Origin of the sequence: Micromonospora sp. M71_S20 (assembly GCF_003664255.1) — a bacterium.
In the GTDB taxonomy this organism is placed as follows: domain Bacteria; phylum Actinomycetota; class Actinomycetes; order Mycobacteriales; family Micromonosporaceae; genus Micromonospora.
In genome coordinates, this window is record NZ_RCCV01000003.1 from 358960 (window position 1) to 382542 (window position 23583).

A 23583-nucleotide genomic window follows, 5' to 3' on the forward strand; every position below is an offset into this window, starting at 1 on the left:
CCGGACGCCGCGGTTGTCGTGATCAGGCGTGTGCGTGCAGCGGCTTACCGGCGAGCGCCAGGTGCGCCTCGCCCAGGGCCTCGTTCTGCGTCGGGTGGGCGTGCACGAGCTGCGCCACCTCGGCCGGGTACGCCTCCCAGTTGTAGATGAGCTGCGCCTCGCCGACCATCTCGCCGACCCGGGCGCCGACCATGTGCACGCCGACGACGGGGCCGTCCTCCACCCGGACGAGCTTGACGAAGCCGGCCGTCTTGAGGATCTGGCTCTTGCCGTTGCCGCCCAGGTTGTAGTTGTAGGTCTTGACCTTGTCGGCGCCGTACTGCTCCTTGGCCTTCGTCTCGGTCAGGCCGACCGACGCCAGCTCCGGGTCGGAGTAGGTGACCCGCGGGATGCCGACCTCGTCGATGACGGCCGGGTTCTGGCCGGCGATCTCCTCGGCCACGAAGATGCCCTGCTGGAAGCCCCGGTGGGCGAGCTGGAGGCCGGGCACGATGTCACCGACGGCGTAGACGTTCGGCACGCTGGTGCGCAGCCGCTCGTCGGTCAGCACGTAGCCGCGGTCCATCTTGACGCCCTGCTCCTCGTAACCGAGGTCGGCGGTGTTCGGGCCGCGGCCGACGGCGACCAGCAGCAGCTCCGCCTCGACGGTGTCACCGCCGGCGATGGTGACCTTGACGCCCTTGTCGGTCTTCTCGACCTTCTCGAACGGCTTGCCGACCTTGAAGTTGATCTTCCGCTTGCGGAACGCCCGCTCCAGCGCCTTCGAGGACTCCTCGTCCTCGGCCGCGACCAGCCGGGGGAGCGCCTCGATGATCGTGACGTCCACCCCGAAGGACTTCCACACGCTGGCGAACTCGACGCCGATCACGCCGCCGCCGAGCACGATCGCCGAGGCCGGGACCCGGTCGAGGGTGAGCGCGTGGTCGCTGGTGATGACCCGCTCGCCGTCGACCTCCAGGCCGGGCAGGCTCTTGGCGTACGAACCGGAGGCCAGCACGACGTTGCGGCCGGTGTAGCGCTTGCCGTCGACCTCGACGACGTTCTTGCCGACCAGCTTGCCGTGGCCCTCGACGATGGTGATCGACTTGTTGCCCTTGAGCATGCCCTGCAGGCCCTTGTAGAGCCGCGAGATCACGCCGTCCTTGTAGGCGTTGACCCCCGCCATGTCGATGCCGACCAGCTCGGCCTTCACGCCGAACTGCTCCGACTCGCGGGTCTGGTCGGCGATCTCGGCCGCGTGCAGCAGCGCCTTGGTCGGGATGCAACCGTTGTGCAGGCAGGTGCCGCCGAGCTTGCCCTTCTCGACCAGCGCGACCTTCAGGCCCAGCTGGACGGCGCGCAGGGCGGTCGCGTAGCCGCCGCTGCCACCTCCGAGGATGACGATGTCGAAGGTTGCGTCGTTCGGCTCGCTCACGTCCAACTCCCAGGTCGCGTCGCTGCTTCGGGGGTCACGGCGGGGCAACACGGGCACACCCCACCTCGGTCATCTTGTCACCACCGCCCGCCGCCCGCGTAGTGAGGTGCCCAACGACACGTCCGTGACACGTACGCTTGGCACTGGCTTCGATGACGTACCTGAGGGGGAGACGCTCGGTGGGACTGTTCCGGCGACGCAAGAAGACCCGGGCGGTCAGCCTCGACCGGGCCGCCGACCGCGCCGACCTGGAGCACCTCGAGGGCTTCGTCCGCAGCCGGCGCGGGGTCGAGGCGTACATCGAGCCGCGGACCACCGTCACCGAGACCACGGTCATGCTGATCGCCGACGACGGGGAGTGGACCCGCCGCCGCATCGACGGCCCCGACGGCGCCCGCCGCTTCGCGTACCGGATGGGCATCCCGGTCTACGACGTGCGGCTGATGGGCTACCCGCAGCGGATGCGCGACTACAACGAGCGCCGCAAGCGCCGCCCCGAGCTGTTCTGACAGTGAGGATGTATGTGAGTCAGTGAGGATGTATGTGAGTCCCGTACCGGTTGGTCTGACCCTTGCTCTGACTGACTTCGGGTCTTTAACCGGATCTGTCGACCGTGCCGGTACGGGACTCACGTGCACTCACCGGACGCGGCGGTTGTGACCTCATAGGAGCCTGGCCAGAGGCCCCGTCACTGTCTTGTCCATCCTCGCCCGGCTGGTGCGTGCCGCCCCACCCGGTCGACGGAACAGGACGGACACCCCCACCATGACACAGCAACTCCTCAAGGTCACCGGCGGTGTGGACACCCACCGCGACACGCACACGGCGGCGGCGGTCGATTCTGTGGGCCGGGTGCTCGGCTCCGCTCAGTTCGAAGCCACCACGGCCGGATACTCGGCGTTGCTGGGGTGGCTGCGCTCGTTCGGCACTCTGGTGCTGGTCGGCGTCGAGGGCACCGGCGCCTACGGCGCGGGCCTGGCGCGGCACCTGCGTACCGCAGGCGTGCGCCTGGTCGAGGTCGACCGGCCGGACCGTAAAGCCCGCCGCTGGCAGGGCAAGAGCGACCCCGTCGACGCCGAGGCCGCCGCCCGCACCGCCTTGGCCGCCCGCCGCACCGGGGTGCCAAAGGACCGCGACGGGCAGGTCGAGGCGCTGCGGAACCTGCGCGTGGCCCGACGCAGCGCCGTCACGGCCCGCGCCGACACGCAGCGGCAGATGAAGACCCTGATCGTCACCGCGACCGAGTCGGTTCGGGCTCGGCTGCGCCGGCTACCGGTTCGCGAGCTCGTGGCCACCTGCGCGCAGGCCGCCCCGCAGCTCAACCAGGCCGGCGACCCAGGCACCGCCGTCATGATCGCGCTGCGCAGCCTCGCCCGCCGTCACCAACAGCTCACCACCGAGATCACCGAACTGGACGCGTTGATCGCACCACTGGTCACGGCGATCAACCCACGGCTGCTCGCGGCCAAGGGCATCGGCCCTGAGGTCGCCGGTCAACTTCTGGTCACCGCCGGCGACAACCCCGACCGGCTGCGCAGCGAGGCCGCGTTCGCCATGCTCTGCGGCGCCGCACCACTCCCAGCATCCTCCGGCCGCACCCACCGGCACCGCCTCAACCGCGGCGGCGACCGCCAAGCCAACAGCGCCCTCTGGCGCATCGTGATCACCCGCATGGCCACCGACCCCGACACCCGCGCCTACGTCGAACGCCGCACCAAGGACGGCCTAAGCAAGAAAGAGATCATCCGCTGTCTCAAGCGCTACGTCGCCCGCGACGTCTACGTCCTGCTCACCCAATCAGATGATCTTAAACTGGCCGCTTGACAACCATAGGAGCATCCGGAAGCGTCCCGGCGTCCGCGCCGGCCGGGTGGAAACGGCGGAGGGCCCCTCGTCGCACGAGGGGCCCTCCGCCGCGTACGTCAGCCGTTGGCGGCGACGTCCTCCACGAGGTGCAGCAGCGTGCGCACCGGCACGCCCGTGCCGCCCTTGGTCCAGTAGCCGGTCGGCTCGCCCGAGTGGTAGCTCGGGCCGGCGATGTCGATGTGTGCCCAGTCGACGTCGGAGCTGACGAACTCCCGCAGGAACACCCCGCCCTGGAGCATGTGCCCGGCCCGGTCCATGCCGGCGTTGACCTGGGAGATGTCGGCCACGTCGGAGTCCATGCCCTTGCGCACGTCGTCCGGCAGCGGCATCAGCCAGGCCGGCTCGCCGACCGCGTCGCCGGCGGTGCGCACCCGCTCGCACAGCTCGGGGCTGCCCATCACGCCGGCGATCCGCTTGCCCAGCGCGACGACCTGCCCGCCCGTGAGGGTGGAGGTCTCGAAGAGGTAGTCGCAGCCGTCCTCGCAGGCCCGCGCCATCGCGTCGGCCAGGATCATCCGGCCCTCGGCGTCGGTGTTGAGCACCTCCACCTTCTTGCCGTTGTACATGCTGATCACGTCACCCGGCCGGTACGACCGCCCGGACGGCATGTTCTCCGCCATCGGCAGGTACGCCGTCACGGCCACCGACGGCTTGAGCGCGGCGACCGCCAGCATGGTCGCGGCCACCGCGGCGGCGCCGCCCATGTCGGACTTCATCTCCCACATGCCCTGCGCCGGCTTGATCGAGATGCCGCCGGTGTCGAAGGTGATGCCCTTGCCGACCAGCGCGACCCGCTTGCCGTTGCCGCCGCCGGCCGGGGTGTAGCTCAGCTTGACCAGCCGCGGCGGGGCCTCCGAGCCCTGCCCGACGGCGATGATGCCGCCGTACCCACCGGCGGCCAGGGCCGCCTCGTCGAGCACCTCGACCGCCAGGCCGGCCTCCCGGGCGGAGTCCGCCACCGAGTCGGCGAAGGACGGCGGGCGCAGCTCGTTCGGGGCGGTGTTGACCCAGTCCCGGCTGCGCCGGACCGCGTCGCACACCACCTGGGCGCGGGCGATCTCGGCCCGGGCACCGGCGTCACCGGCGTCCGGCACGGCGACGAGCACCTCGGCCACCGGCTCACGCCGGGACGGCTGCGGCCGGGTCTTGTAGCCGGCGAAGCGGTAGCCGCCGAGCAGCGCGCCCTCCGCCACCGCGCGCAGCGCCGCAGGCGCGTCGGCGTCGTCGGGCAGCGGCAGCGCGAGCGCCACCCGCGGCGCGCCCGCGAGGGCCCGTACGGCCCCGCCGGCGGCCCGGCGCAGGGTCTCCGGGGCCGGGGCGGCGCCGGTCGGCTCCGGGCCGAGCCCGACGGCGGCGACCACCGGGGCGGTCACGGTGCCCAGCGTGGCCAGCTTGATCACCTCGCCGGGGGCGCCGGTCGCGCCGAGCAGGGCCAGCGTCTCGGTCAGCTTTCCGTCGAAGGCGGCCGCGATGCTCTCCGCGCCGCTGGCGAGCAGCAGGGTTCCGGCCAGGCCGGTGGTGGCGTCCTGCTCGCCGGTCTGGCTGTGCAGGCCGATCACGATCGCGTCGACGGCGAGTTCGGCGGGGTCGGTGTCGACCAGGCTCAGGGTGGTGCTGGGCGATGTCACTGAAGCTACTCCGGGCGGGCCGGGCCGGTCGCGTCGTCGCGTACCGGCGATGGAGGTCTCCGGCGGAACGTACCCGTCGGAGGTCGGGGCTGTCCCGCCGACGGCTCCGACGGGTCCCGCCGATGCTAACCAGCCGCCCAGCTCCCGGTAAGTTCCCACCCATGACCGACGTGACCTCCGACGCCGCCGCGACCCGGCTGCGCCGTTCTCCGCTGCACGAGCGGCACACCGCTCGCGGCGCCAAGTTCGCCCCGTTCGGTGGCTGGGAAATGCCGCTGGAGTACGCCGGGGGCGGGGTGCTGAAGGAACACACCTCGGTGCGGACCGGGGTGGGCGTGTTCGACGTCTCCCACCTGGGCAAGGCTCGGGTGACCGGGCCGGGCGCGGCGGAGTTCGTCAACGCCTGCCTCAGCAACGACCTGGGCCGGATCGGGCCGGGCCGGGCGCAATACACCCTCTGCTGCGACGACGCCACCGGCGGCGTGGTGGACGACATCATCGCCTACCTGCACGCCGACGACCACGTCTTCCTCATCCCGAACGCCGCGAACACCGCCGAGGTGGTGCGCCGGCTCCGCGCCGCCGCCCCGGCGTCGGTCACGGTCACCGACGAACACGAGGCGTACGCCGTCCTCGCCGTGCAGGGCCCCCGCTCGGCCGAGCTGCTCGGCGCGCTGGGCCTGCCGACCGGGCACGACTACATGAGCTTCTCCACCGCGACGCTCGACGGGGTGGAGCTGACCGTGTGCCGCACCGGCTACACCGGGGAGCTGGGCTACGAGCTGGTGGTGCCGGCGGCCGACGCGGTCGCGGTCTGGGACGCGCTCTTCGCGGCGGGCGCCGACCTGCGCGCCTGCGGGCTGGCCGCCCGGGACACCCTGCGCACCGAGATGGGCTACCCGCTGCACGGTCAGGACCTGTCGCTGGAGATCACCCCGGTGCAGGCCCGCTCCGGCTGGGCGGTCGGCTGGGACAAGCCGGCCTTCTGGGGCCGCGACGCGCTGCTCGCGGAGAAGGCCGCCGGTGCGGGGCGTACGCTGCGCGGCCTGGAGGCGGTCGACCGGGCGATCCCGCGCCCCGGCATGACGGTGCACGTCGGCGACGCGCAGGTCGGCACGATCACCAGCGGCACGTTCTCGCCCACCCGCAAGCAGGGCGTCGCGCTGGCGCTGCTGGACACCGCCGCGAAGCTCGCCGACGGCGACGTGGTGGAGGTCGACATCCGTGGTCGCCGCGCCCGGATGCGCCTCACCCGTCCCCCGTTCGTGACCCCCTCGGTCAGGTGACCCCGCCCCGGCCCTCCGGTCAGACCGGGGGGTGGGGGCGTTCACCGGCGTCGAGGACGGCCTGGGTCCAGCCGCCCTCGATGACGCCGGTGCCGTCGAGCACGGCCCAGTCGACGACGTCGGTGGCCTCCACGACGACCGGTGAGCCGATGCGCACGGTCGGGTCGGTGTTGGCGTCGCAGGCGCTGGCGGCCACGATCCGCTCCGGGGTGTCCCACGAGGTCACCCCGGCCCAGACCAGCTCCGGGCCGTCGTCGCCGGGCAGGCCGTACTTCACCACGAGCTGTGTCTCCGGCGGGAGCTGGCCGGCGAGGAACCGGGCCCGGATGTCGCCCAGCCCGGCCCGGGCGGTGGCGACCGCCCTGCTCATCGCGTCGCCCGCCCGGGCGTAGCGCACGTCCGGCTGGATGCCGGCGAAGAGGGTGGCGCAGGCGGCGGCGTAGTAGCGGCCGTCCGGCCCCGGATGGCCGGCGGGCGGGCGCAGGCTGAGGAACGAGTCGGCGTCGGGGTCGGTGGCCGGGTCCAGCTCCAGGCGCAGCAGCACCGGCGCCGTCGCGCCGTGCTGTTCCGGATTGCCGTACGCCACGGCGATGTCGTGCCCGGTCACGGTGGCCAGCACCGGCAGCTGCACGAACGCCGGCACCTCCTCGCCGGAGAGCCCGTCGGTCCAGTCCCGCAGCAGCCGCCGGGCGGCCCCGGTCATCACCGCGCCCCAGGCCCGGGTCAGGTGGTCCGGCACGCCCTGGGTCTGCAACTCCAGCAGCCCGAAGCGGCGCAGCCCCTTCGTGGTGAACCAGAGCCCCTCGGCGTCTGAGGAGTAGGGCACCAGCACCCAGTCGACCAGCCGGATCCGCCCCTGGGCGTCGGGCAGCGAGCGCAGGGCCGTCGCCGGGTCGAGGAACTGCAGGCCGAACACGTCCACGACGTCGCCGTCGACGGACTCGGCGACGGCGGCGGCCACCGCCCGGGCCGCCCACTCGTGGGCCGGCGGCCAGCCGGGCCGGTACTCGGCCTGCACCACGACCAGGTGGCTCGCGGCGGCCAGCCGGGCCAGCTGCGCCTCGGTGGCGCCGAACGCGGTGAGCAGGTCCGGCGGCAGCTCGGGGAACTCGGCGATCGGCCGGGTGTCCACGCTCATCAGCGGGCTGTCGAGCATGTGCCGCGCCAGCCCGTGCACCGGCTCCGCCAGCCGGCCGGTGAGCCGCGCCACCGCCGTCTTCGCGCTCACCTTCGGCAGCCCCGTCATGGGCACCAGGTAGGTCGCGCTCAGCGACTCCGGAACCGGTACGGGCAGGAAGTCGTCCGTGATGAGCATGTCGTCCCCCGGTTGGCCGCGCCGGTGCTGTCGTGGGAGAACGCTACCCGTCGCGGTGTGCCCCGTTCAGCCGGACAGCACCACTCCCAGGTAGACCAGCGTGGTGACCACCTCCACGGTCGCGCCGAGCACGTCGCCGGTGACGCCGCCGAGCCGGCGTACCACGTGTCGCAGCAGCCCCACCGCGACGGCGAGGGCGACGGCGACGGCGAGCGGCCCCTGCCACGGGCGGCCCGGCACGGCCGCGAGCGCCGGCAGCGCGACGGCGACCGCCCCGGCGGCCAGGGCGACCGGCCCGACGGTGCCCGCGACCAGCGCGCCGAGCCCTTCCGGGCGGGCGGCCGGCACCCCACGCCGGCAGGCCACCGCCACCCCGAGACGGCCGGCGGCGGTCGCCGCGACCACCGCCGCGAGCGCCGCAGGCCACGACCGTCCCGCCAGCTCCGCGAGGGCGGCCGTCTGCACCAGGAGTACGACCACCAGCGCGACCACCCCGAACGGGCCCACGTCCGGCTTCTTCATGATCTCCAGCGCGGCCGTTCCCCGCCGGTAGGACCCCAGCGCGTCCACGGTGTCGGCCAGCCCGTCGAGGTGCAGCCCCCGGGTGAGCAGCGCCCCGGCGCCGACGGTCACCGCCGCCGCGACCAGCGGGGGCGCGAGCGCACCCGGGAGCAGCAGGACGCCGGCGAGGACGACGCCGAGCAGTACGCCGACCGCCGGGGCGAGTGCCATCGCCGTACCCGCCACCGACCGGTCGATGCGGCCGGCGCGCACCGGCAGGGTGGTGAAGGTGGTCAGCGCCAGCCGCGCCCCGTCGGCGAGCCGCGACTCAGCCGGCACGCCGGCCGGACGGGTCCACCGGCTCCGTGTCCGGCCCGGTGCCGTCCGGCGCACGGAAGTCGGGTTCCGTGCTGGTCGGTCCGGGGCCGGCGGGCTCCGGCTCGCGGAAGTCGGGTTCGGTGCTGGTCGGTCCGGGGCCGGCGGGCTCCGGCTCGCGGAAGTCGGGCTCGTCGGTGTCCGGCTCGTCGTCCTCGCCGCCGCCGAGCGACGGGTGGGCCGGCAGCGCGGCGGCCAGCGCCAGCACCGAGCGCAGCAGCGGCAGCGCGGCCAGCGCGTTCGCGCCCTCACCCAGGTCGAGCCGCAGGTCGAGCAGCGGTGTCAGGCCGAGCACGTCGGCACCGAGCCGCACGGCGGGGTGCCCACCGTCGTCGGCCAGCAGGCACCAGTGCCGGGCCTGCCCGGCCAGGTCGCGGGTGACCATGGCGGCGGCCACCCCGACCGGCCCGTCGAGCATGACCGGCAGCCGGCGGGCGGTGGCGCCGAGCAGGACGCCGGTGGCCACTGCGACGTCCCCGCCGCCCAGCTCGGCCAGCACGTCCTTGGCGCTGCGCGGCGAGTTCCGGGTGCGGTGCAGGGCGTCGCGTACCGCCGCGCACCGCCGCATCCAGGCCGCGTCGTCGATCTCGCCCGAGTCGGTGACCACCCGCTTGAGCACCGCCGGCGCCTCGGCGCCCGCCGTCGCCACCAGCACCGCCGCCGCGGCGGCCTCGGTGCCGGCGCCGCACGCCCCGAGCACCAGCAGTCGTACGCCCGCGTCGGCGGCCTCCTCGGCGAGCCGCCAGCCGTACCGCAGGGCGGCCTCGACCTGCTCTCCGGTCAGCGTCGGCTCGGCCTCCATGGGCGCGGACGCCGGGGCCTGGACCACCTGGAGCTCGGCGCCGCTCTCGGCGGCCAGCCGGGCCAGCGCCCCCCGGCCGGCGCGGGCCTGCCGGGCCCGCCGCGCCGATTCGCCCGCCACGGTGCCGGCGGCGGCGTCGCCGAAGTGGTCGCCGTGCAGCAGCAGCACCCGCACCTGGCCCCACGGGGCCGGCGTGGCGGTGCCCTGGGTGGCGGCGGCGAACCCGACCGCCCGCTCCAGCACGCCCAGCCCCGATCCGGGCAGGTCCAGGGTGGCGAGCCGCTCGATCGCCTGCGGGCCCGCGTACTCGTCGGGCATGGGCAGTTCCATGCCGGGCTGGATGACCAGGCCCGTGGCGACCATCGGCAGCGCCATGGTCGGGGCGGCCCAGGCGGTGCCGTCCGGCTCGGCGCCGCCGGCGGCCCCGGGGGCGGCCGGGGGCGGCGTGCCGGGGGTGAACACGGCGGGGGAGGGCTCCGGCTCGGCCCGGCCGACGGCGGGGGCGACCATGGCTGGGTCGGCCTGCGCGGGACCGGCCTGCGCGGGCACGGTGGCCGGCTGCGGGGCGCCCGGCTTCAGCCAGGCCGCCTGGCCGGCGACCACGAGGACCACGGCGTCGCAGGCGTCGGCGACCGCCCGGTTGGCCGCCCCGAGCGCGTCGGTGAAGGCCCGGCCGAGCGGGGTGGTGGGCACCAGGGAGAGCCCGACCTCGGGGCTGACCAGCACCAGCCGGGCCGCGCAGGAGCGGACCGCCGCCGCCAGCTCGGCGATGGTGGCGGTGTCGTCCGCCGGCTGGTGGGCCGGGTCGAGCAGCACGGTCGCCCAGCCGCCGAGGTCGTCGACGAGCAGCGTCTCGTTCGGCCCGGCGGAGGCGATCACGTCCGCGAGGCGGCGCGGATCGTCCGCGGTCTCCTCGGTGGTCCAGGTCTCCGGCCGGCGGGCGCGGTGCGCCGCCAGCCGGGCCGCCCACTCCGCGTCGTCGGCGGGCGCGTCGGCGGCGGTGGCCACGTAGCGGACCGTCGGCGCGTCGGCGACCAGGGACTCGGCGAACTCGGACTTTCCGGACCGGATACCGCCGAGCACCAGGACCGTGTTCCACCCGTCAACGGACATGCCCGTACTTTAAAGCCAGCACCCGGGCGCGGCCCCCCCGGAGGTGCGTGGTGCGGCCGGCTCTCACCGGGTGAGCGGTTCCGACCGGCCGGCCAGCAGCCGGACGCCGGCCCAGACCGACCAGCCGGCGAAGGACGGGACCAGCACGAGCAGCGACAGCGCGCTGACCAGGGCGCCGAGCCACCCCAGCGCGGGCGCGACCATGCCGAGGTAAAGGCCGACGGGCACCCCGAGCAGGCCGGCCCCGGCGGCGGCGCCGAGGGCCCCGAGTGCGGTCGGGCCGCGCCCACGGAGCAGCGCCCCCGCGCCGCTGTGCAGCAGCCAGCCGCCCGGGGCGAGGCCGGCGACGAGGGCGACCGCGACGGCGAGCCGGTCACCGGCTCCCGTGGCGCCGACGCCCAGGCCCAGCGCTCCGGCGGCGACCGGCCCGGTGCCGGCGAAGAGGGCGACCAGGGCCGCCAGCAGGTGGCGCCGGGCGCCGCCGCCGCGCTGGCGGGCCCGGTGGAAGCAACTCGCCGCGACCGCCGGCAGCATGCCGCAGGGGGAGACCAGGAAGAAGAACTCGGCGCCGTCCTCGCCGATCACGGGCTCCAGCGCGAGCGCGGCCACCATGACGACCGGTACGGCGAGCAGCCCGGCCCCCGCGCACGCCGAGACCGGCCAGCTCAGCGGCGGGTGCGCCGCCCGGGCGGCCAGCCGTTGCTGCCAGGCCAGCACGGGCAGCTTGACCAGGGTGTCGAGGGCGTACCGGTAGCGCAGCGGCGGCGGCGTGTCGAGCAGCACGGCGAGCGCCTCCTCGCGCCAGCGGGCCCGGTCGGCGCGGGGGAGCAGCGTGGCGGCGGCGGCCAGTACGCCCGCCAGGAGCCGGTTCGTCAGCCCGCGCACGACACGCTCCCGGCGGCGCTCGCGGGACCGGCCAGCCGGCGGCCGCGGCGGGCCCGCTGCCGCGCGTCGGCCTCGGCGAGTGCGGCGCGTGCCTGCCCGACCCCCTCGCCGGCCGGGTGCGCCGGCCCGCCGGTCAGCCGGTAGTAGCGGCGGCGGGGGCGGCCCTCGGCGCGCTGGTCGATGAGCTCCCACCGGCTGTCGACCCAGCCGGCCGCCTCCAGCCGGGCCATGATCGGGTAGATGGTGCCGGGCGGCAGGCCCGTCGCCTCCACGATCTCCAGCCCGTAGCACTCGCGCCCGGGGTCGGCGAGCAGGGCGCGCAGCACCAGCTGCACCTGCAGGGTCAGCCTCATACTCGTACTCTATATAGGGTCGGCGCGCCTGTCAGCCCCCGTCCGGTCGAAGGGCGGGCACCACGGCCCCGGAGGCCGGGGCCGGTCGATCAGCCGGCGCCGACCCCGCGGCGGGCGGGGCCTACCGGGGGGTCTGGTACTGGAAGTCGTTGGGGTTGACCGCCGCCGGCTTCGGGTCCTCCTGCCAGGCGCCCTCCCCGGGCCGGGCCACGAGGGCGTCCAGCAGGTCCTCCCGTTCCATGTGCGCGGCCCCCACGATGCCGCCGCGTACCGCCATCGCCCGCAGCGCCTCGGTGTCCTTGTCGTGCAGCGGTTCGTCCATCGTCGCCTCCTCCAGGCCCGTCGGCGGTCGGCGACCGCCCCGTCGCGCGTCAGGAGGCCCATACCCGGACAGGAGCCAAGGAACCCTGCGCCGCCCGGGCGGCGGTGCCCGCCGGACGGATGTCGGGCCGCCCCGCGCGCGGCCGACTACGCTGGCGGGGGTTCGTCCCACGGGACATCAGCGGCGAGGGGAGACGCGGCATGGCGTGGAGCTGGCGGTACGAGGGCGCGAACGGTGAGTCGGTCGAGGGGCCGGCGGAGTCGTTCAGCAGCCAGGCGGACGCCGAGTCCTGGATCGGTCAGGCCTGGCGGGAGCTCGCGGCGTCCGGCGTCACCTCGGTCGCGCTCGTCGAGGACGACCGGGTGGAATACCGCATGAGCCTGCTGCCTCCGGCGGAGTGATGGCCGGCGACCGCCCGGGGGGCGAGCCGCTGGTGCTCGGCGTGCCCCGGGCGGCGTTCCGGCCGAGCCCGGTCTTCCTCGCCCTGGTCGCGCTCTTCGTGACCAGCGGGGTGCTCACCTGGAACGGGTTCGGCAACGTCCGGCTCGACGTGTTCCTCTTCGTCGTGTCCGGCTGGCTGGTCTCGCTCTGCCTGCACGAGTACGCCCACGCCGTCGTCGCGTTCCGGGCCGGCGACCGCAGCGTCGCCCACCGGGGCTACCTGACGCTCAACCCGCTGAAGTACAGCCACCCGCTGCTGTCGATCGCGCTGCCGGTGGCGGTCGTGCTGCTCGGCGGCATCGGCCTGCCCGGCGGGGCGGTCTGGGTGGACCGGCACGCCATCCCGGGGCGGCTGCGGCACACCCTGGTCAGCCTCGCCGGCCCGGCCACCAACGTGCTGTTCACGCTGGTCCTGGTGCTCGCCGTACGCCTCGGGGCGGTCGACGGCGGGCCCGTCGAGTTCTGGGCGGCCGTGGCGCTGCTGGCGTTCCTCCAGCTCACCGCGAGCGTGCTCAACCTGCTCCCGGTGCCCGGCCTCGACGGCGGCAACATGATCCAGCCGTGGCTGAACCCGCAGTGGCGCAGGATGTACGACCTGTTCGCCCCGTTCGGCTTCATCCTGCTGTTCGCGCTGCTGTGGAACCCGCGGATCGGCGGCTGGTTCTTCGACGCGGTGTTCGCCGTCGGCGACTTCCTCGGCCTGCCCCCGTGGCTCTACGCCCTCGGCCTGGACCTGATCCGCTTCTGGCAGGGCTGATCCGCGCCCCCCGCCGGCACGATCCGGTGGCGGTCCGGCCCGACGGTCCGGCCCGACGGTCCGGCCTGGCGGCGCGGCCGCTGCCAACGTGGTCCGGTGGCGTGGGTGGTGCGGTCGCGGCCCGGCCGGCCGTGTTGCGGGCCGGCCGGGCCGCGACGCGTCACGGACGCTCGGCGGGAGACTCCGTGCGGGCCGGGTCGCGCTCGATGATCGGGTCGATGATCTCGTCGATCGCCTTGAGCAGCTCGGCGTCGAGCTTCACGCCGGCCGCCTTGACGTTGTCGTGCACCTGCTCCGGGCGGGAGGCGCCGACGATCGCCGAGGAGACGTTCGGGTTCTGCAACACCCAGGCGACGGCGAGCTGCGCCATGCTCAGCCCGGCCTGCTCGGCCAGCGGCTTGAGCCGCTGCACCCGGGTGAGGACCTCGTCGGTCATGAACCGGGAGATGAAGCCCGCGCCCGACTTCTCGTCGGTGGCCCGGGAGCCGGCCGGCGGCGGCTGGCCCGGCAGGTACTTGCCCGACAGCACGCCCTGCGCGATCGGCGACCAGACGATCTGCCCGATGCCCAGCTCCTCGCTGGTGGGGACGACCTCGGACTCGATGACCCGCCAGAGCATCGAGTACTGCGGCTGGTTGGAGACCAGCGGGATGCGCAGCTCGCGGGCGAGCCGGTGGGCCTCGCGGATCTCCGACGCCTTCCACTCGGAGACGCCGATGTAGAGCGCCTTGCCGGAGTGCACGACGTCGGCGAAGGCCTCCATCGTCTCCTCCAGCGGGGTGCTGTGGTCGTACCGGTGGGCCTGGTAGAGGTCCACGTAGTCGGTGCGCAGCCGGCGCAGCGAGCCGTTGATCGACTCCATGATGTGCTTGCGGGACAGGCCCCGGTCGTTGCGGCCCGGCCCCGTGGGCCAGTACACCTTGGTGAAGATCTCCAGCCCTTCGCGCCGCTCGCCCTCCAGCGCGCGGCCCAGCACGTCCTCGGCGCGGGTGCCCGCGTACACGTCGGCCGTGTCGAAGGTGGTGATGCCGACGTCCAGGGCGGCCCGGACGCAGGCGAACGCCGCGTCCTCCTCGACCTGCGAGCCGTGGGTGATCCAGTTGCCGTACGAGATCTCGCTGACCATCAGGCCGGAACGGCCCAGGTGACGGAATTCCATGAGTCGACCCTAGCCCGTTCGGATCATGCCCACCCCTCATGGCGGACCTCGGTGTCGCTCAGAGCACGGGGCTGGTGTCGACGAGCAGCCGCTCGATCTCGGCGACGACCTCGTCGCGGTCGCGGTGCACCGGCTCGATCAGCGGCTCCCCCCGGCGGTCGAGCGCGCCCCAGCGGCCGGTGCCGTCGCCGACCAGGAACGCGACCGGGTGGACGACCAGCGCCGGATAGGTCGGCGCGACCAGCACCTTCCCGGCCCGGTTCACCACGCCGCGCCGGCCGGCCACCTCCACCACGGCCAGCCCCTCCTCGGTGAAGCCGTCGACGTACCGGCCGTCGGCCAGGACGGTGGCGAACCCGTGGTGCCGGGTGGGCACCACGATGCGGCCGTTGCGGTCGACCGCACCCCAGCCGTCGCGGCGGACCACGGCCACGCCGCGCTGGAACGGGCGTACGTCCGCGAAGCCGTGCGGCACCACCACCTCGCCGGTGGCGTCGATCGCCACCCAGCCGGCGTCGCCGCCGTCGGACACCCAGGCCAGCCCGTCGGAGAACGAGCGGACCACCGGGTACGACGGTTCGAGCACCGTGGCGCCGGTGCGGTCGACCAGCGACCACCGCTCGGTCTCGGGGCGCCGCACCCAGGCCAGCCCGTCGCGGAACGGCTGCGCCTCCGCGTACTCGGCCGCGATGACCATGTCGCCGTCCGGGTCGGAGAAACCCCACAGGTCGCCGTCGCGGGCCGGCGCCGGGGGCCGGTCACGCTCCAGCACCTCCTCGCGGCTGCGGGGGTACGGCCCGAAGCCCGTCTCCGCGACCCGCTCCGCCACCGCGTCCAGGCTCAGCCGGATCCGGGCCTGCAACTCGGGGTCCTGGGTGCCGCGCAGGTCCAGGGCCCGCTCGAAGTGGTGGCAGGCCTCCATCAGCCGGCCCTGGTCGTAGCAGGACCGTCCGGCGTGCTCGTGCAGCACCGCGCGTAGCCGCTCGGGCAACTCCGTGGAGTTCGCCTCGGCGAAGAGCCGGTCGGCCTCGACGAACTCGCCGCGCCAGCGCAACACGTGCGCCAGCCGCGCCTGGGCCACCGCCGTACGCCGTAGCTCCCCGGTCGCCTCGGCGTAGGTGAGCGCGAGCCGACCGTCCGCGAGGGCGTCGTCCAGCTCGCCGAGGATCCGGGACGCCACCGCCCGCAGGCTGAGCAGCCGGGCGCGCGACTTGTTGTCCACGGCGGCGCCCAGCTTCTCGGTCAGCCGCCGCCGGATCGTCCGGAACTCGTCCGGCTCCTCCACGATCTCCCGCAGGGTGGCCGGATCGAGCCGCCACCGGTAGCTCGCCAGAACCTGCTCCGGGTCACCCTGCGCCGCACTCTCGCGCCCGGCGTCCCGCGACCCGCCGGGCACCTCGGCGCCCCGCGGCTCACCGGTGCTCGTCCCGACGGCCCGTGGCGCGGCGGCAGGTGGTCCGGCGGTGCCCGTTTCGGTGGCCTGTGATCCGGCGGCGCTCGTTCGGGCGGTGTGGTGCTCGGCGGTGCTCGGTTCGGTGGCTCGTGATTCGGTGGTGCTCGTTCCCGCGGTGTGGCGCTCGGCGGTGCTCGTTCCCGCGGTGTCTGACTCGGCGGTGCGGGGCGCGGAGGTCCGCACCGCGCTCGTCGACGGCACCTGACCACCGAGCGGCGTGGCGGCGGACGGCGTGGCGCTGGATGGCGCGGCGGCGGGCGAAGCGGCGTCCGGTGGCGCGGACACCGGCCGTTCTTCCTCGTCCGTGGTCGGTGCCGAGGTGGCCCACGCCGATGGCTGTGGCATGGCCGGTGCGGACACCGGCTGCGCTGGCACGGTGCCCTCGGGAAGGGCGGAGACCTCGTGTGCCGACGGCGACGGGACAGGAGGTGCCCAGGGCGCGGACGACACCGGCTGCGTCGGTGGCGTCGAGATGGGCGGCGCGGACACCGATTGCGTCGACGGCTCGGCGGCGGGCGGGACCGGCAAGGCGTCCGTGGGAGGCGCTGAGGTTGCCGGCAGCGCGGAAACGGCCTGGGCCGCCACGAGGTCTGAGGCGGGTGCGGAGACAGGCTGCGGTGCCTGCGACAACGCGCCAGCGACGATGGACGAGGGCGGCGCCGATGCGGCGGGCGGCGCGAAGACCGGCTCGCCCGGCAGGGCGGACACCGGTTCGGCCTGTGGCGCGGCAGCGGCGGACGTGTCCTGCGCAGGCGCGTACGAATCGGACGCGACGGACGGCCCGGGAACGGACGGGGCCGGCGGCATGGCAATGGCCTGGACCGGTGGCGCGGAGACAGGCTGGGCCGGCGGCGCGGCGATGGGCTCAGCCGGTGGCGTGGAGACAGGCTGGACCGGCGGCATGGCAATGGCCTGGACCGGTGGCGCGGCGACCGGACGCGGCGCCGGTGCGGCCGGGGCCGGCGCGCTCGTCCCGGCCAACGGCTCGACGGCAGAACCGTTCCGGGGCACCTCCGCCGGTTCCGCCGGAGGGCCGGAGACGGGGGAGACCGGTGGTGCGGACACCGGTGCCGCAGCGCCAACGGGTGGAGCGGACACGGGACGCGGATCGGCCGTGGCGGGTGGAACACCATGGACGTCAAAAGTCTTCGGTGACAACCATGGTGTTCCACCGGCGGGCTCAGCCCGGTCGTTCGGTACCCGCTCGACCGGTTCGTGCGTGGTGGTCGTGGCGCGCGGGTCCGCGGGTGTGGCCGAGGTGTCCGTGTCGGCCGCGCGCGGGGAGGTCGACGGCACTGATTCGGGCTGTGCCGCTGCTTCCGGGGCGGTTCCATTCGCCGCCACCGGATCGGGCACGGCCGGCTGTGCCTGGGCTGCCTCCGCCGATGCTTCCGACATCGGGCGTACGACCGGCGCCGCAACGTCCGGGACCGACGGTGGTGCCGACAGGGGCCGGACATGAGGTGCGGAGGCCGGGCGCGGCTCGGGTGACGCGGAGTTGGTCTCCCCGGGAGGTGCGGAGACGGGCGCTGCGGGGACGGGCGGCACGGGCGGTGCGGGGGCGAGCGGCGTGGACGGTGCGGGGACGGGCGGCGCGGGCGCGGCGGAGACCGGCTGCTGCGGCGGTGCGGCGATCGGCGGCAGGTCCGCCGGCGCCGGTTCCTGATCGACCGGGGGGACCGGGACGGAAGGCGCATGGGGCGCCGGCGCAGGCCCGGAGGCCGGGCCGGCGGGCGGACCGGCGGGCGGACCGGCGGGCGGACCGGCGGGCGGACCGGACACCGGGACGGACACGGAAGGCGCCGGCCCAGCGGGCGAACCGTGTACCGGCTCGGGAAGGGCGGGCGCAGGCGATGCCGGCCCAGCGGGTGAGCCGTACACCGGCTCGGAAAGGGGAGATGCGAGCGGTGCCGGCGCTGTGTGCGGGGCCGGTACGACCGGTGGGCCGGACGCCGGTGGGGTGGCCGGCGAGACCGGTGCGGGGCCTTCGGAGGCGGCCCCGGTCCGCGGTTCGGGGTGGTCGTGAGCGGGCTCGGACGGTGCGGCACCGTCGTCGGCAGGCTTCGGCGTCGACGCGTCGCCGTCCCGGGTCGGCACGGCGTCGACGCCCGACCTGCCGCCGGGAGTCGACGCGCCGTCTGGAGCCACCGTGCCACTCGGTGCCGCCGTGCTGCTCGAAGTCGACACGCCACTCGGTGCCGCCGTGTCGCTGGGAGCCGACGCGCCATTCCGCGCCGCCACGTTGCTGGGAGTCGGCGTGCCGTTCGGCGTCTCCGTGCCGTTCGGGGCCTCCGTGCCGTTCGGGGTCTGCGTGGCGGCCGGGGTCTGCGTGGCGGCCGGGGGAGCGTCAGCCTGACCGGTGGGCCGCGCCTCGTCCGGCGTGACCGGGGGAGGGGGCACGGGCCGGGACGGTCGGAACCAGGCGTCCGGCCCGCTCGGCGTGGGTGCCTGGGGAGGCGGCGGGGCGGCCGGTGTGGGCGGGCCGCTCGGCGGTGGCGGGACGTACCGCCTGGGCCTGTCGGGCGCGATGGGCGCCTGCGTTGCCGGGACGTCCTGCCTGGCCGTGCCCGCGGCTGTCTGCTCTTCCGGCGAGCGGTGCGGCGCGGTCGGAGGGGTGGCGGACGGCCGCCCGGACGGCGTGGGGGTCGCGGGCTGTGTCACGGACCGGGCTTCGCCGTGCCCGCCGCCCGGGTGCGGCGTCGGTGCGTCCGGGCGGGCCGGTCCTGGGCCTGCCGGAGCCGGACCGGACACGGAGCTGGCTGTCGCCTGACCGGCCGTGTCGGCGGTCGTTTTCGAGGCCGGACCGGGCACCGCGCTGGCTGTCGCCTGCCGGGCCGGGTCGGCGGTCGTCGCCGGGGTCGGGCCGGACACCCTGCTGGCGGTCGCCTCCGGTGCCGGCAGGAACTCCAGGCGCAGTCGGCCGGCGGGAGGCGCCGAGACCGGCGTGGCGTCGTCCTCGGGGGCCGGGCGGGGCGTGCGGCCGGCGGGCGGGAGCGGTTCCCCGGGGGCAGGTCGGGCGCCGGCAGCCGGCGGCCCCTGTACCGGCACCGGCGGGGGCACGGGCACGCCGGACACGGGGGCCGACGGGATCGGGGCGGGTGAGCCAGGCGCCGACGTTCCGGGCCGCCCGGCGGTCGGGCCGGCGGGTGACACCGGGCGGCCGGTGGCCGGAGCCGTCGGGGCCGTCGGGCGGCCGGCGGCCGGAGCGGCGGGCGGCACCGGCCGCCCGACCACCTGGTCCGCCGGACTCGCCGGCGATGCCGGATGGCGGGCGTCCGGGCCTGCCGGCGATGCGGGGTGGCGGGCGTCGGGACCTGCCGGCGACACCGGGCGGCTGACGGCCGGGCCTGCCGGCGACACCGGGGCCGGGGCGGCACCCGTCGGCGGCGTCCGCCCGGCGAGGGGGCCTGCGGGTGATACCGGTCCGGTGACCGGACCCGCAGGCGAGACAGGTCCGGCGGGGGGACCGGCGGGCGACACCGGCCGGCTGCGGACCGGCGCGGTCGGGTCGGGCCGGTCGGAGCGCGGCAGGTCGCGGGCCGGCGCGGGGGAGACGGGGCGGCCCGGGAGCGGAACGTCCCCGGCCCGGGCCCGGAAGCCCGCCGGTCCGGGGGCCGGCGGCCCGGAGGTCGGCGCACCGTAGGTGGGGGATTGCGGTCGCTGGTCGTGGCCGGGCGGGAACGGCGGAGTCGCGGCGTCCTGGGGGCGGTCGGCCGGTCGCCGGTGCTCGGGGCGGGGTTCGGCGCGGCGCGCCGCGTCCCGGTCGTGGCCGGGCCGCAGGGGACCGGGCGGCGGCCAGGGCAGGCCGCCGTCCTGCTGGGGGTGCCCCCGGAACGCCTCGGCCTCCCGATGGGCGTCCGGCCGGGCGACCCCGCGTGGACCCCGTTCCGGGTACGTCTCGGCACGCGCCGCCTCGTGCGCCCGCCGGCGCTCGTCCGGCTCCTGCTGACGCCGTTGCCCGTCCGGAGGCGGCTGCTGCCGTTGGCCGTCCGGCGGCGGCTGCTGCCCGGCGGGGGCCCGGTCGGGGCGCGGCCACCCGTCGGCGGGTACGCCGGTCTCGCGGCCCCGCCCGCCGGAGCCGCGGTCCCACTGCGGGTCGGCGGAGCGCTCCGACTGCGGGACGGTCGGGCGCCCCCACTGGGAGTCGGCCGGACGCTTCCACTGCGGGCCGGAAGGGCGCTCCCACTGCCCGCCGGAGGAGTGCTCCCGTTGGCCGTCGAAAGGGCGCTCCCGTTGGCTGTCGGAGGGGCGGGGCTCCGGGGCCGGGGTCGCCCACTGGTAGCGGGGCCGGCGCCCGTCGCCGTCCGCCTGGCGGTCGTCCACGGTCTCGGGGCGACGGTCGTGGCCGGAGGCGGCCGGACGGTCGTGAGCGCGCCCGGTCCGGTGGTCGTGGCCCGGATCCGGCCGGCGGTCGTAGCCGGCGTCCGGGCGCTCGTACGCCGGGGGGCGGCGGGGCGGCGCGTCCTCGTCGGGCTCCGGGAGCCAGCCCGGATCGGGTCGGCCGGCGGGGGAGACGGGACGGTCCCGCCCGGCCGGCTCGTACCGGGGGGTGCGGCTGTCGTAGCGGTCGGGACCGGCGTGGTCGCGCTGCCGGGGAGAGTCGACGGGCCGGCCGGGGGCGTCGAACCCGCCCCGGTCGTTGCGGTGCGGCGGCTCCTGCCGGGGCGGCCACTGCCGGTCGTCCGGCCGGCGCGGCTCGGCGTGCGGGCGGCGGTACGACTCGTCGCCGTGCCGCCGCGCGTCGAGGCCGTCCGGGCGGCCGTTCCACGCGTCCTGCCGACCGGGCCGCCCGTCGGGCAGGTCGTCCCACGACCGGCCGATGTAGGTCCCGTCCGGTTTGGTGGGCGCGAGCGGGGGCACCTCGGCCCGGCCCACGGCGGAGCGGCCCCGGGGCGCGGACGGCGCGTGTTCGACGCCCATGTCGCCCGCGTAGCGCTGGCCGGGGAACTGCGGGTGCCACTCGGTGGTGGGCTCGATCATCCAGGCCGGTTCGGCGGAGTCGTGCCAGTGGTCGGAGTAGCGGCTCATCCGGTGGCCCCGTCGCCACGGAGGGTAGGCGGAACGCCCCGAAACCGCCGTCCGCGGGCGGGCGCGCCCGGGTGCCCGGCTGGCGTCCGTCCGCTCACGGCGGCGCCCCGGTGGCCGGCCCGCGTCCGCTCGCTCACGGCGATGTCACCTCGTTGCAAAATTGTCGCGCTGGGCGCTCCACGTGCCGGTAGAGTCGCCCCTCCGGTACGGCGTGGCTGCGGAAGGAGGGTAGCGGCGTGGGCTCGCTCACCGCCACTGTGGCACCGCCCACCGCCCCAAACGTTATCCTATGGTTCCGGACATTTAAGGCTATAACCGGATCAGGCTTCCGACGTTACGCCACGTACCGGCAGGCGTCGGTGGCGGGCGTCGTCACCAACACGGTCTTCGGCTTCCTGCGGTGCTACGTCCTGCTCGCGGCGGTCGGCGCGACCGGCACGGTGGCCGGGTACGACCGGGGGCAGCTCGCCACCTTCGTCTGGGTGGGCCAGGGCCTGCTGGCGGTCGTCCTCCTCTGGGGCTGGACCGAGCTGGCCGACCGGATCCGCACCGGCGACATCGCCAGCGACCTGCTCCGGCCCGTGCACCCCGTGACCAGCCATCTCGCCGCCGACCTGGGCCGTGCCGGCCACGCCGCGCTGGTCCGGTTCCTGCCACCGGTGCTGGTCGGGCCGCTCTTCTTCGAGGTCCACGTGCCCCGCCGCTGGTCCACCCTGCCGATCTTCGCGTTCTCCGCCGTCGTCGCCGTGGTCCTCTGCTTCGGCTGCCGCTTCCTGGTCAACGCGACCGCGTACTGGTTGCAGGACGTCCGGGGACCGGTGATCCTCTGGACCCTCGCCTCGGGGGTGCTCGCGGGGCTCTACTTCCCGCTGCGCTTCCTGCCGGAGTGGCTCCAACTCGTCCTCTGGTGGGGCACCCCCTTCCCGAGCCTGCTCCAGACCCCGCTCGACGTGCTGGTCGAGCGCGACCCGACCGGCGACCAGGTCGGGCTGGTCGGCCTCCAGGTCGCCTGGGCGGTGCTGATCCTGGCCGTCTGCCGGCTGGTGCAGCGCCGCGCGGAACGCCGCCTGGTGGTCCAGGGTGGCTGACTCGTCGGGCGGGACGCTGGCCGCGTACCGGGCGCTGCTCGGCGCGCAGGCGCGGGCGCAGACGGCGTACCGGACCTCGTTCGCGATCGACCTGGTCGGCAACGTCGGGTCCACCGTCTTCGACGTGCTCACCGTGCTGGTGATCTTCGGGGTGACGCGGGAGCTGGGCGGCTTCACGCTGCGCGAGACGATGGTGATGGTCGGCCTCTCGACCTGCGCCTTCGCCGTCGCCGACCTGCTTGTGGGCAACATCGAGCGGCTGCCCCGGTACGTGCGCACCGGGCTCTTCGACGCCGTGCTGGTCCGCCCGCTGGGCGCCCTGCCCCAGCTGCTGCTGATGGACCTGCCGCTGCGCAAGGTGTCGCGCGCGGTCTTCGGCCTCGCCGTGCTGGTCGTCGCCGTCGGCTCGGCCGGTGTCGGGTGGACCCCGGCGCGGGCGCTGCTGGTGGTCCTCGCCCCGCTGGCCGGCGTGGTCTTCTTCGGGTCGGTCTTCGTGGCCACCGCCACCGTCTCGTTCTGGTGGGTCGACTCGGGGGAGCTGGCCAACTCGGTGACCTACGGCGGTCGGGACTTCACCTCGTACCCGGTCACCGTCTTCGAGGGCTGGTTCCGCGCGGTGTTCGCGTACGGCCTGGGCTTCGCCTTCGTCAGCTACCACCCGGCGCTGACGCTGCTCGGCCGCGCCGACCCGCTCGGCCTGCCGGCGTGGGTCGGCTGGGCCGCGCCGGCCGTCGCGCTGGTCGCGGCCGCGGGGGCGGCGGCGGCCTGGCGCACCGGGGTCCGCCACTACCGGAGTACGGGGTCATGAGCGACGACGTGATCGTGGCCGACGGGCTGCGCAAGGAGTTCACCGTCCGGGTGCGGGCCGGCCGGCTGCGGCGGGAGAAGCGGCGGGTCACCGCCGTCGACGGGATCGACCTGCGGGTGCCCCGCGGCGAGATGCTCGGCTACATCGGGCCCAACGGCGCCGGCAAGTCGACGACGCTCAAGATGTTCACCGGCGTGCTGACGCCCTCCGCCGGCGAGGTACGCGTGTGCGGGCTGCGTCCGGTGGCCCAGCGGACCCGGCTCGCGCTGCGCGTCGGCGTGGTCTTCGGCCAGCGCTCGCAGCTCTGGTGGGACCTGCCGCTGGGCGACTCGTTCGCGCTGCTTCGGCACGTCTACCGGGTGCCGGCCGCCGCGCACGCCGCCCGGCTGCGCCGCTGCCGGAGCCTGCTCGACCTGGATCCGTTCCTGGACACCCCGGTTCGGCAGCTCTCCCTCGGGCAACGCATGCGCGGCGAGCTGACCGCCGCCCTGCTGCACGGCCCGGAGGTGCTCTTCCTCGACGAGCCCACCATCGGCCTCGACGTGGTCAGCAAGCAGGCGGTCCGCGGCTTCCTCGCCGAGCTGGGCCGGGCCGGGGACACGACGCTGGTGCTCACCACGCACGACCTGGCCGACATCGAGCGGCTCTGCCGGCGCCTCGTGGTGGTCGACCACGGGCGGGTGGTGCACGACGGGTCGATCGCCGCGCTGCACGAGCGGTACGGGTCGCGCCGGCTGCTCGTCGCCGACCTCGACGCCCCGCTGCCCGAGCCGCCGGCGCTGCCCGGCGCGCCGCTGCAGCGGCAGGAGGCCGACGGGCACCGGCTGGTCTTCGCGCTGGAGTCGGCGGGGGTGGCCGAGGTGGTGGCTGCCCTGGCCGGGCTGGGCGCGCTGCGGGACGTCTCGATCGTCGAGCCGGACATCGAGGACGTGGTGGCCCGGCTCTACCGCAGCCGCTGACGCCGTGACGGCGACGGCCCCTCACCGCGT

General features: G+C 75.6%; 21 protein-coding genes. 11 read left to right on the forward strand and 10 right to left on the reverse strand.

Features of this window, described 5'->3' with window-relative positions; all coding sequences use genetic code 11:
• Nucleotides 1-22 precede the first annotated feature (22 nt).
• Complete coding sequence (lpdA, locus tag DER29_RS26845; protein ID WP_121400903.1) at nt 23-1414, reverse strand: dihydrolipoyl dehydrogenase; 1392 nt, start codon at nt 1412-1414, stop codon at nt 23-25.
• A 179-nt stretch (nt 1415-1593) separates the two neighbouring features.
• Here lpdA and DER29_RS26850 point away from each other — a divergent pair, with 179 nt between their 5' ends.
• Together DER29_RS26850 and DER29_RS26855 are read left to right on the forward strand one after the other, a co-directional pair.
• A complete protein-coding gene (locus tag DER29_RS26850) occupies nt 1594-1923 on the forward strand; it encodes a hypothetical protein (RefSeq protein WP_121400443.1) in 330 nt (109 codons plus the stop codon).
• 256 nt (nt 1924-2179) lie between these two features.
• Entirely contained in the window at nt 2180-3238 is a 1059-nt protein-coding gene (locus DER29_RS26855; RefSeq protein WP_121400444.1) for an IS110 family transposase, read from the forward strand.
• Nucleotides 3239-3336: 98 nt separating this feature from the next.
• On the opposite strand, the gene DER29_RS26860 is transcribed toward DER29_RS26855, so the two are convergent.
• A complete protein-coding gene (locus DER29_RS26860; protein WP_121400445.1) occupies nt 3337-4908 on the reverse strand; it encodes a leucyl aminopeptidase in 1572 nt (523 codons plus the stop codon).
• 161 nt (nt 4909-5069) lie between these two features.
• Here DER29_RS26860 and gcvT point away from each other — a divergent pair, with 161 nt between their 5' ends.
• Nucleotides 5070-6194, forward strand: a complete 1125-nt coding sequence (gene gcvT, locus DER29_RS26865) for a glycine cleavage system aminomethyltransferase GcvT (RefSeq protein WP_121400446.1) — start codon at nt 5070-5072, stop codon at nt 6192-6194.
• Between the two features lie 19 nt (nt 6195-6213).
• Here the strand turns inward: gcvT and DER29_RS26870 are convergent, their stop codons facing one another.
• The 6 genes from DER29_RS26870 to DER29_RS26895 form a co-directional block, all read right to left on the reverse strand.
• Nucleotides 6214-7509 carry a DUF2314 domain-containing protein gene (locus DER29_RS26870; RefSeq protein WP_121400447.1) on the reverse strand — a complete coding sequence of 432 codons (1296 nt, stop codon included), beginning with the start codon at nt 7507-7509 and terminating at the stop codon, nt 6214-6216.
• A gap of 66 nt (nt 7510-7575) precedes the next feature.
• Nucleotides 7576-8349 (reverse strand): adenosylcobinamide-GDP ribazoletransferase, encoded by a 774-nt coding sequence (gene cobS / locus DER29_RS26875; protein ID WP_121400904.1) that lies wholly within the window; start codon nt 8347-8349, stop codon nt 7576-7578.
• Nucleotides 8339-10300: a bifunctional adenosylcobinamide kinase/adenosylcobinamide-phosphate guanylyltransferase gene (locus DER29_RS26880; protein WP_121400448.1), complete on the reverse strand. Its 1962-nt coding sequence runs from the start codon at nt 10298-10300 to the stop codon at nt 8339-8341. The genes cobS and DER29_RS26880 overlap by 11 nt, the downstream gene beginning before the upstream one ends.
• Nucleotides 10301-10363: 63 nt before the next feature.
• Complete coding sequence (locus DER29_RS26885) at nt 10364-11185, reverse strand: hypothetical protein (protein WP_121400449.1); 822 nt, start codon at nt 11183-11185, stop codon at nt 10364-10366.
• The gene (locus DER29_RS26890; RefSeq protein WP_199729563.1) at nt 11173-11538 is read right to left on the reverse strand and encodes a PadR family transcriptional regulator; all 366 of its coding nucleotides are present in this window, start codon (nt 11536-11538) and stop codon (nt 11173-11175) included. Before DER29_RS26890 ends, DER29_RS26885 begins: the two co-directional genes overlap by 13 nt.
• A 121-nt stretch (nt 11539-11659) precedes the next feature.
• Nucleotides 11660-11860 (reverse strand): hypothetical protein, encoded by a 201-nt coding sequence (locus DER29_RS26895; RefSeq protein ID WP_121400450.1) that lies wholly within the window; start codon nt 11858-11860, stop codon nt 11660-11662.
• Between the two features lie 200 nt (nt 11861-12060).
• Between DER29_RS26895 and DER29_RS26900 the strand changes: the two genes are divergently transcribed.
• Nucleotides 12061-12261, forward strand: coding sequence for a hypothetical protein (locus tag DER29_RS26900; RefSeq protein WP_121400451.1), 201 nt, complete (start codon nt 12061-12063; stop codon nt 12259-12261).
• Entirely contained in the window at nt 12261-13058 is a 798-nt protein-coding gene (locus DER29_RS26905; protein WP_121400452.1) for a site-2 protease family protein, read from the forward strand. The genes DER29_RS26900 and DER29_RS26905 overlap by 1 nt, the downstream gene beginning before the upstream one ends.
• A gap of 160 nt (nt 13059-13218) precedes the next feature.
• Here DER29_RS26905 and DER29_RS26910 read toward each other — a convergent pair whose 3' ends face one another.
• Both DER29_RS26910 and DER29_RS35610 read right to left on the reverse strand, forming a co-directional pair.
• Nucleotides 13219-14217 carry an aldo/keto reductase family protein gene (locus DER29_RS26910; RefSeq protein WP_121400453.1) on the reverse strand — a complete coding sequence of 333 codons (999 nt, stop codon included), beginning with the start codon at nt 14215-14217 and terminating at the stop codon, nt 13219-13221.
• Nucleotides 14218-14275: 58 nt separating this feature from the next.
• Nucleotides 14276-15613 (reverse strand): WG repeat-containing protein, encoded by a 1338-nt coding sequence (locus DER29_RS35610; RefSeq protein ID WP_233600178.1) that lies wholly within the window; start codon nt 15611-15613, stop codon nt 14276-14278.
• A 67-nt stretch (nt 15614-15680) separates the two neighbouring features.
• Here DER29_RS35610 and DER29_RS35615 point away from each other — a divergent pair, with 67 nt between their 5' ends.
• The 6 genes from DER29_RS35615 to DER29_RS26950 all read left to right on the forward strand — a co-directional run bounded on the left by DER29_RS35615 (nt 15681) and on the right by DER29_RS26950 (nt 23553).
• Nucleotides 15681-15875, forward strand: a complete 195-nt coding sequence (locus tag DER29_RS35615; RefSeq protein ID WP_233600179.1) for a hypothetical protein — start codon at nt 15681-15683, stop codon at nt 15873-15875.
• Nucleotides 15876-15887: 12 nt separating this feature from the next.
• Nucleotides 15888-17132, forward strand: coding sequence for a hypothetical protein (locus DER29_RS35620; protein WP_233600180.1), 1245 nt, complete (start codon nt 15888-15890; stop codon nt 17130-17132).
• Nucleotides 17133-17819: 687 nt separating this feature from the next.
• Nucleotides 17820-18026 carry a hypothetical protein gene (locus DER29_RS26925; protein WP_121400455.1) on the forward strand — a complete coding sequence of 69 codons (207 nt, stop codon included), beginning with the start codon at nt 17820-17822 and terminating at the stop codon, nt 18024-18026.
• 2908 nt (nt 18027-20934) lie between these two features.
• The gene (locus tag DER29_RS26940; protein WP_121400457.1) at nt 20935-21786 is read left to right on the forward strand and encodes an ABC-2 family transporter protein; all 852 of its coding nucleotides are present in this window, start codon (nt 20935-20937) and stop codon (nt 21784-21786) included.
• Complete coding sequence (locus DER29_RS26945) at nt 21779-22594, forward strand: ABC transporter permease (protein WP_233600181.1); 816 nt, start codon at nt 21779-21781, stop codon at nt 22592-22594. The genes DER29_RS26940 and DER29_RS26945 overlap by 8 nt, the downstream gene beginning before the upstream one ends.
• A complete protein-coding gene (locus tag DER29_RS26950; RefSeq protein ID WP_121400458.1) occupies nt 22591-23553 on the forward strand; it encodes an ATP-binding cassette domain-containing protein in 963 nt (320 codons plus the stop codon). Before DER29_RS26945 ends, DER29_RS26950 begins: the two co-directional genes overlap by 4 nt.
• Nucleotides 23554-23583 lie beyond the last annotated feature (30 nt).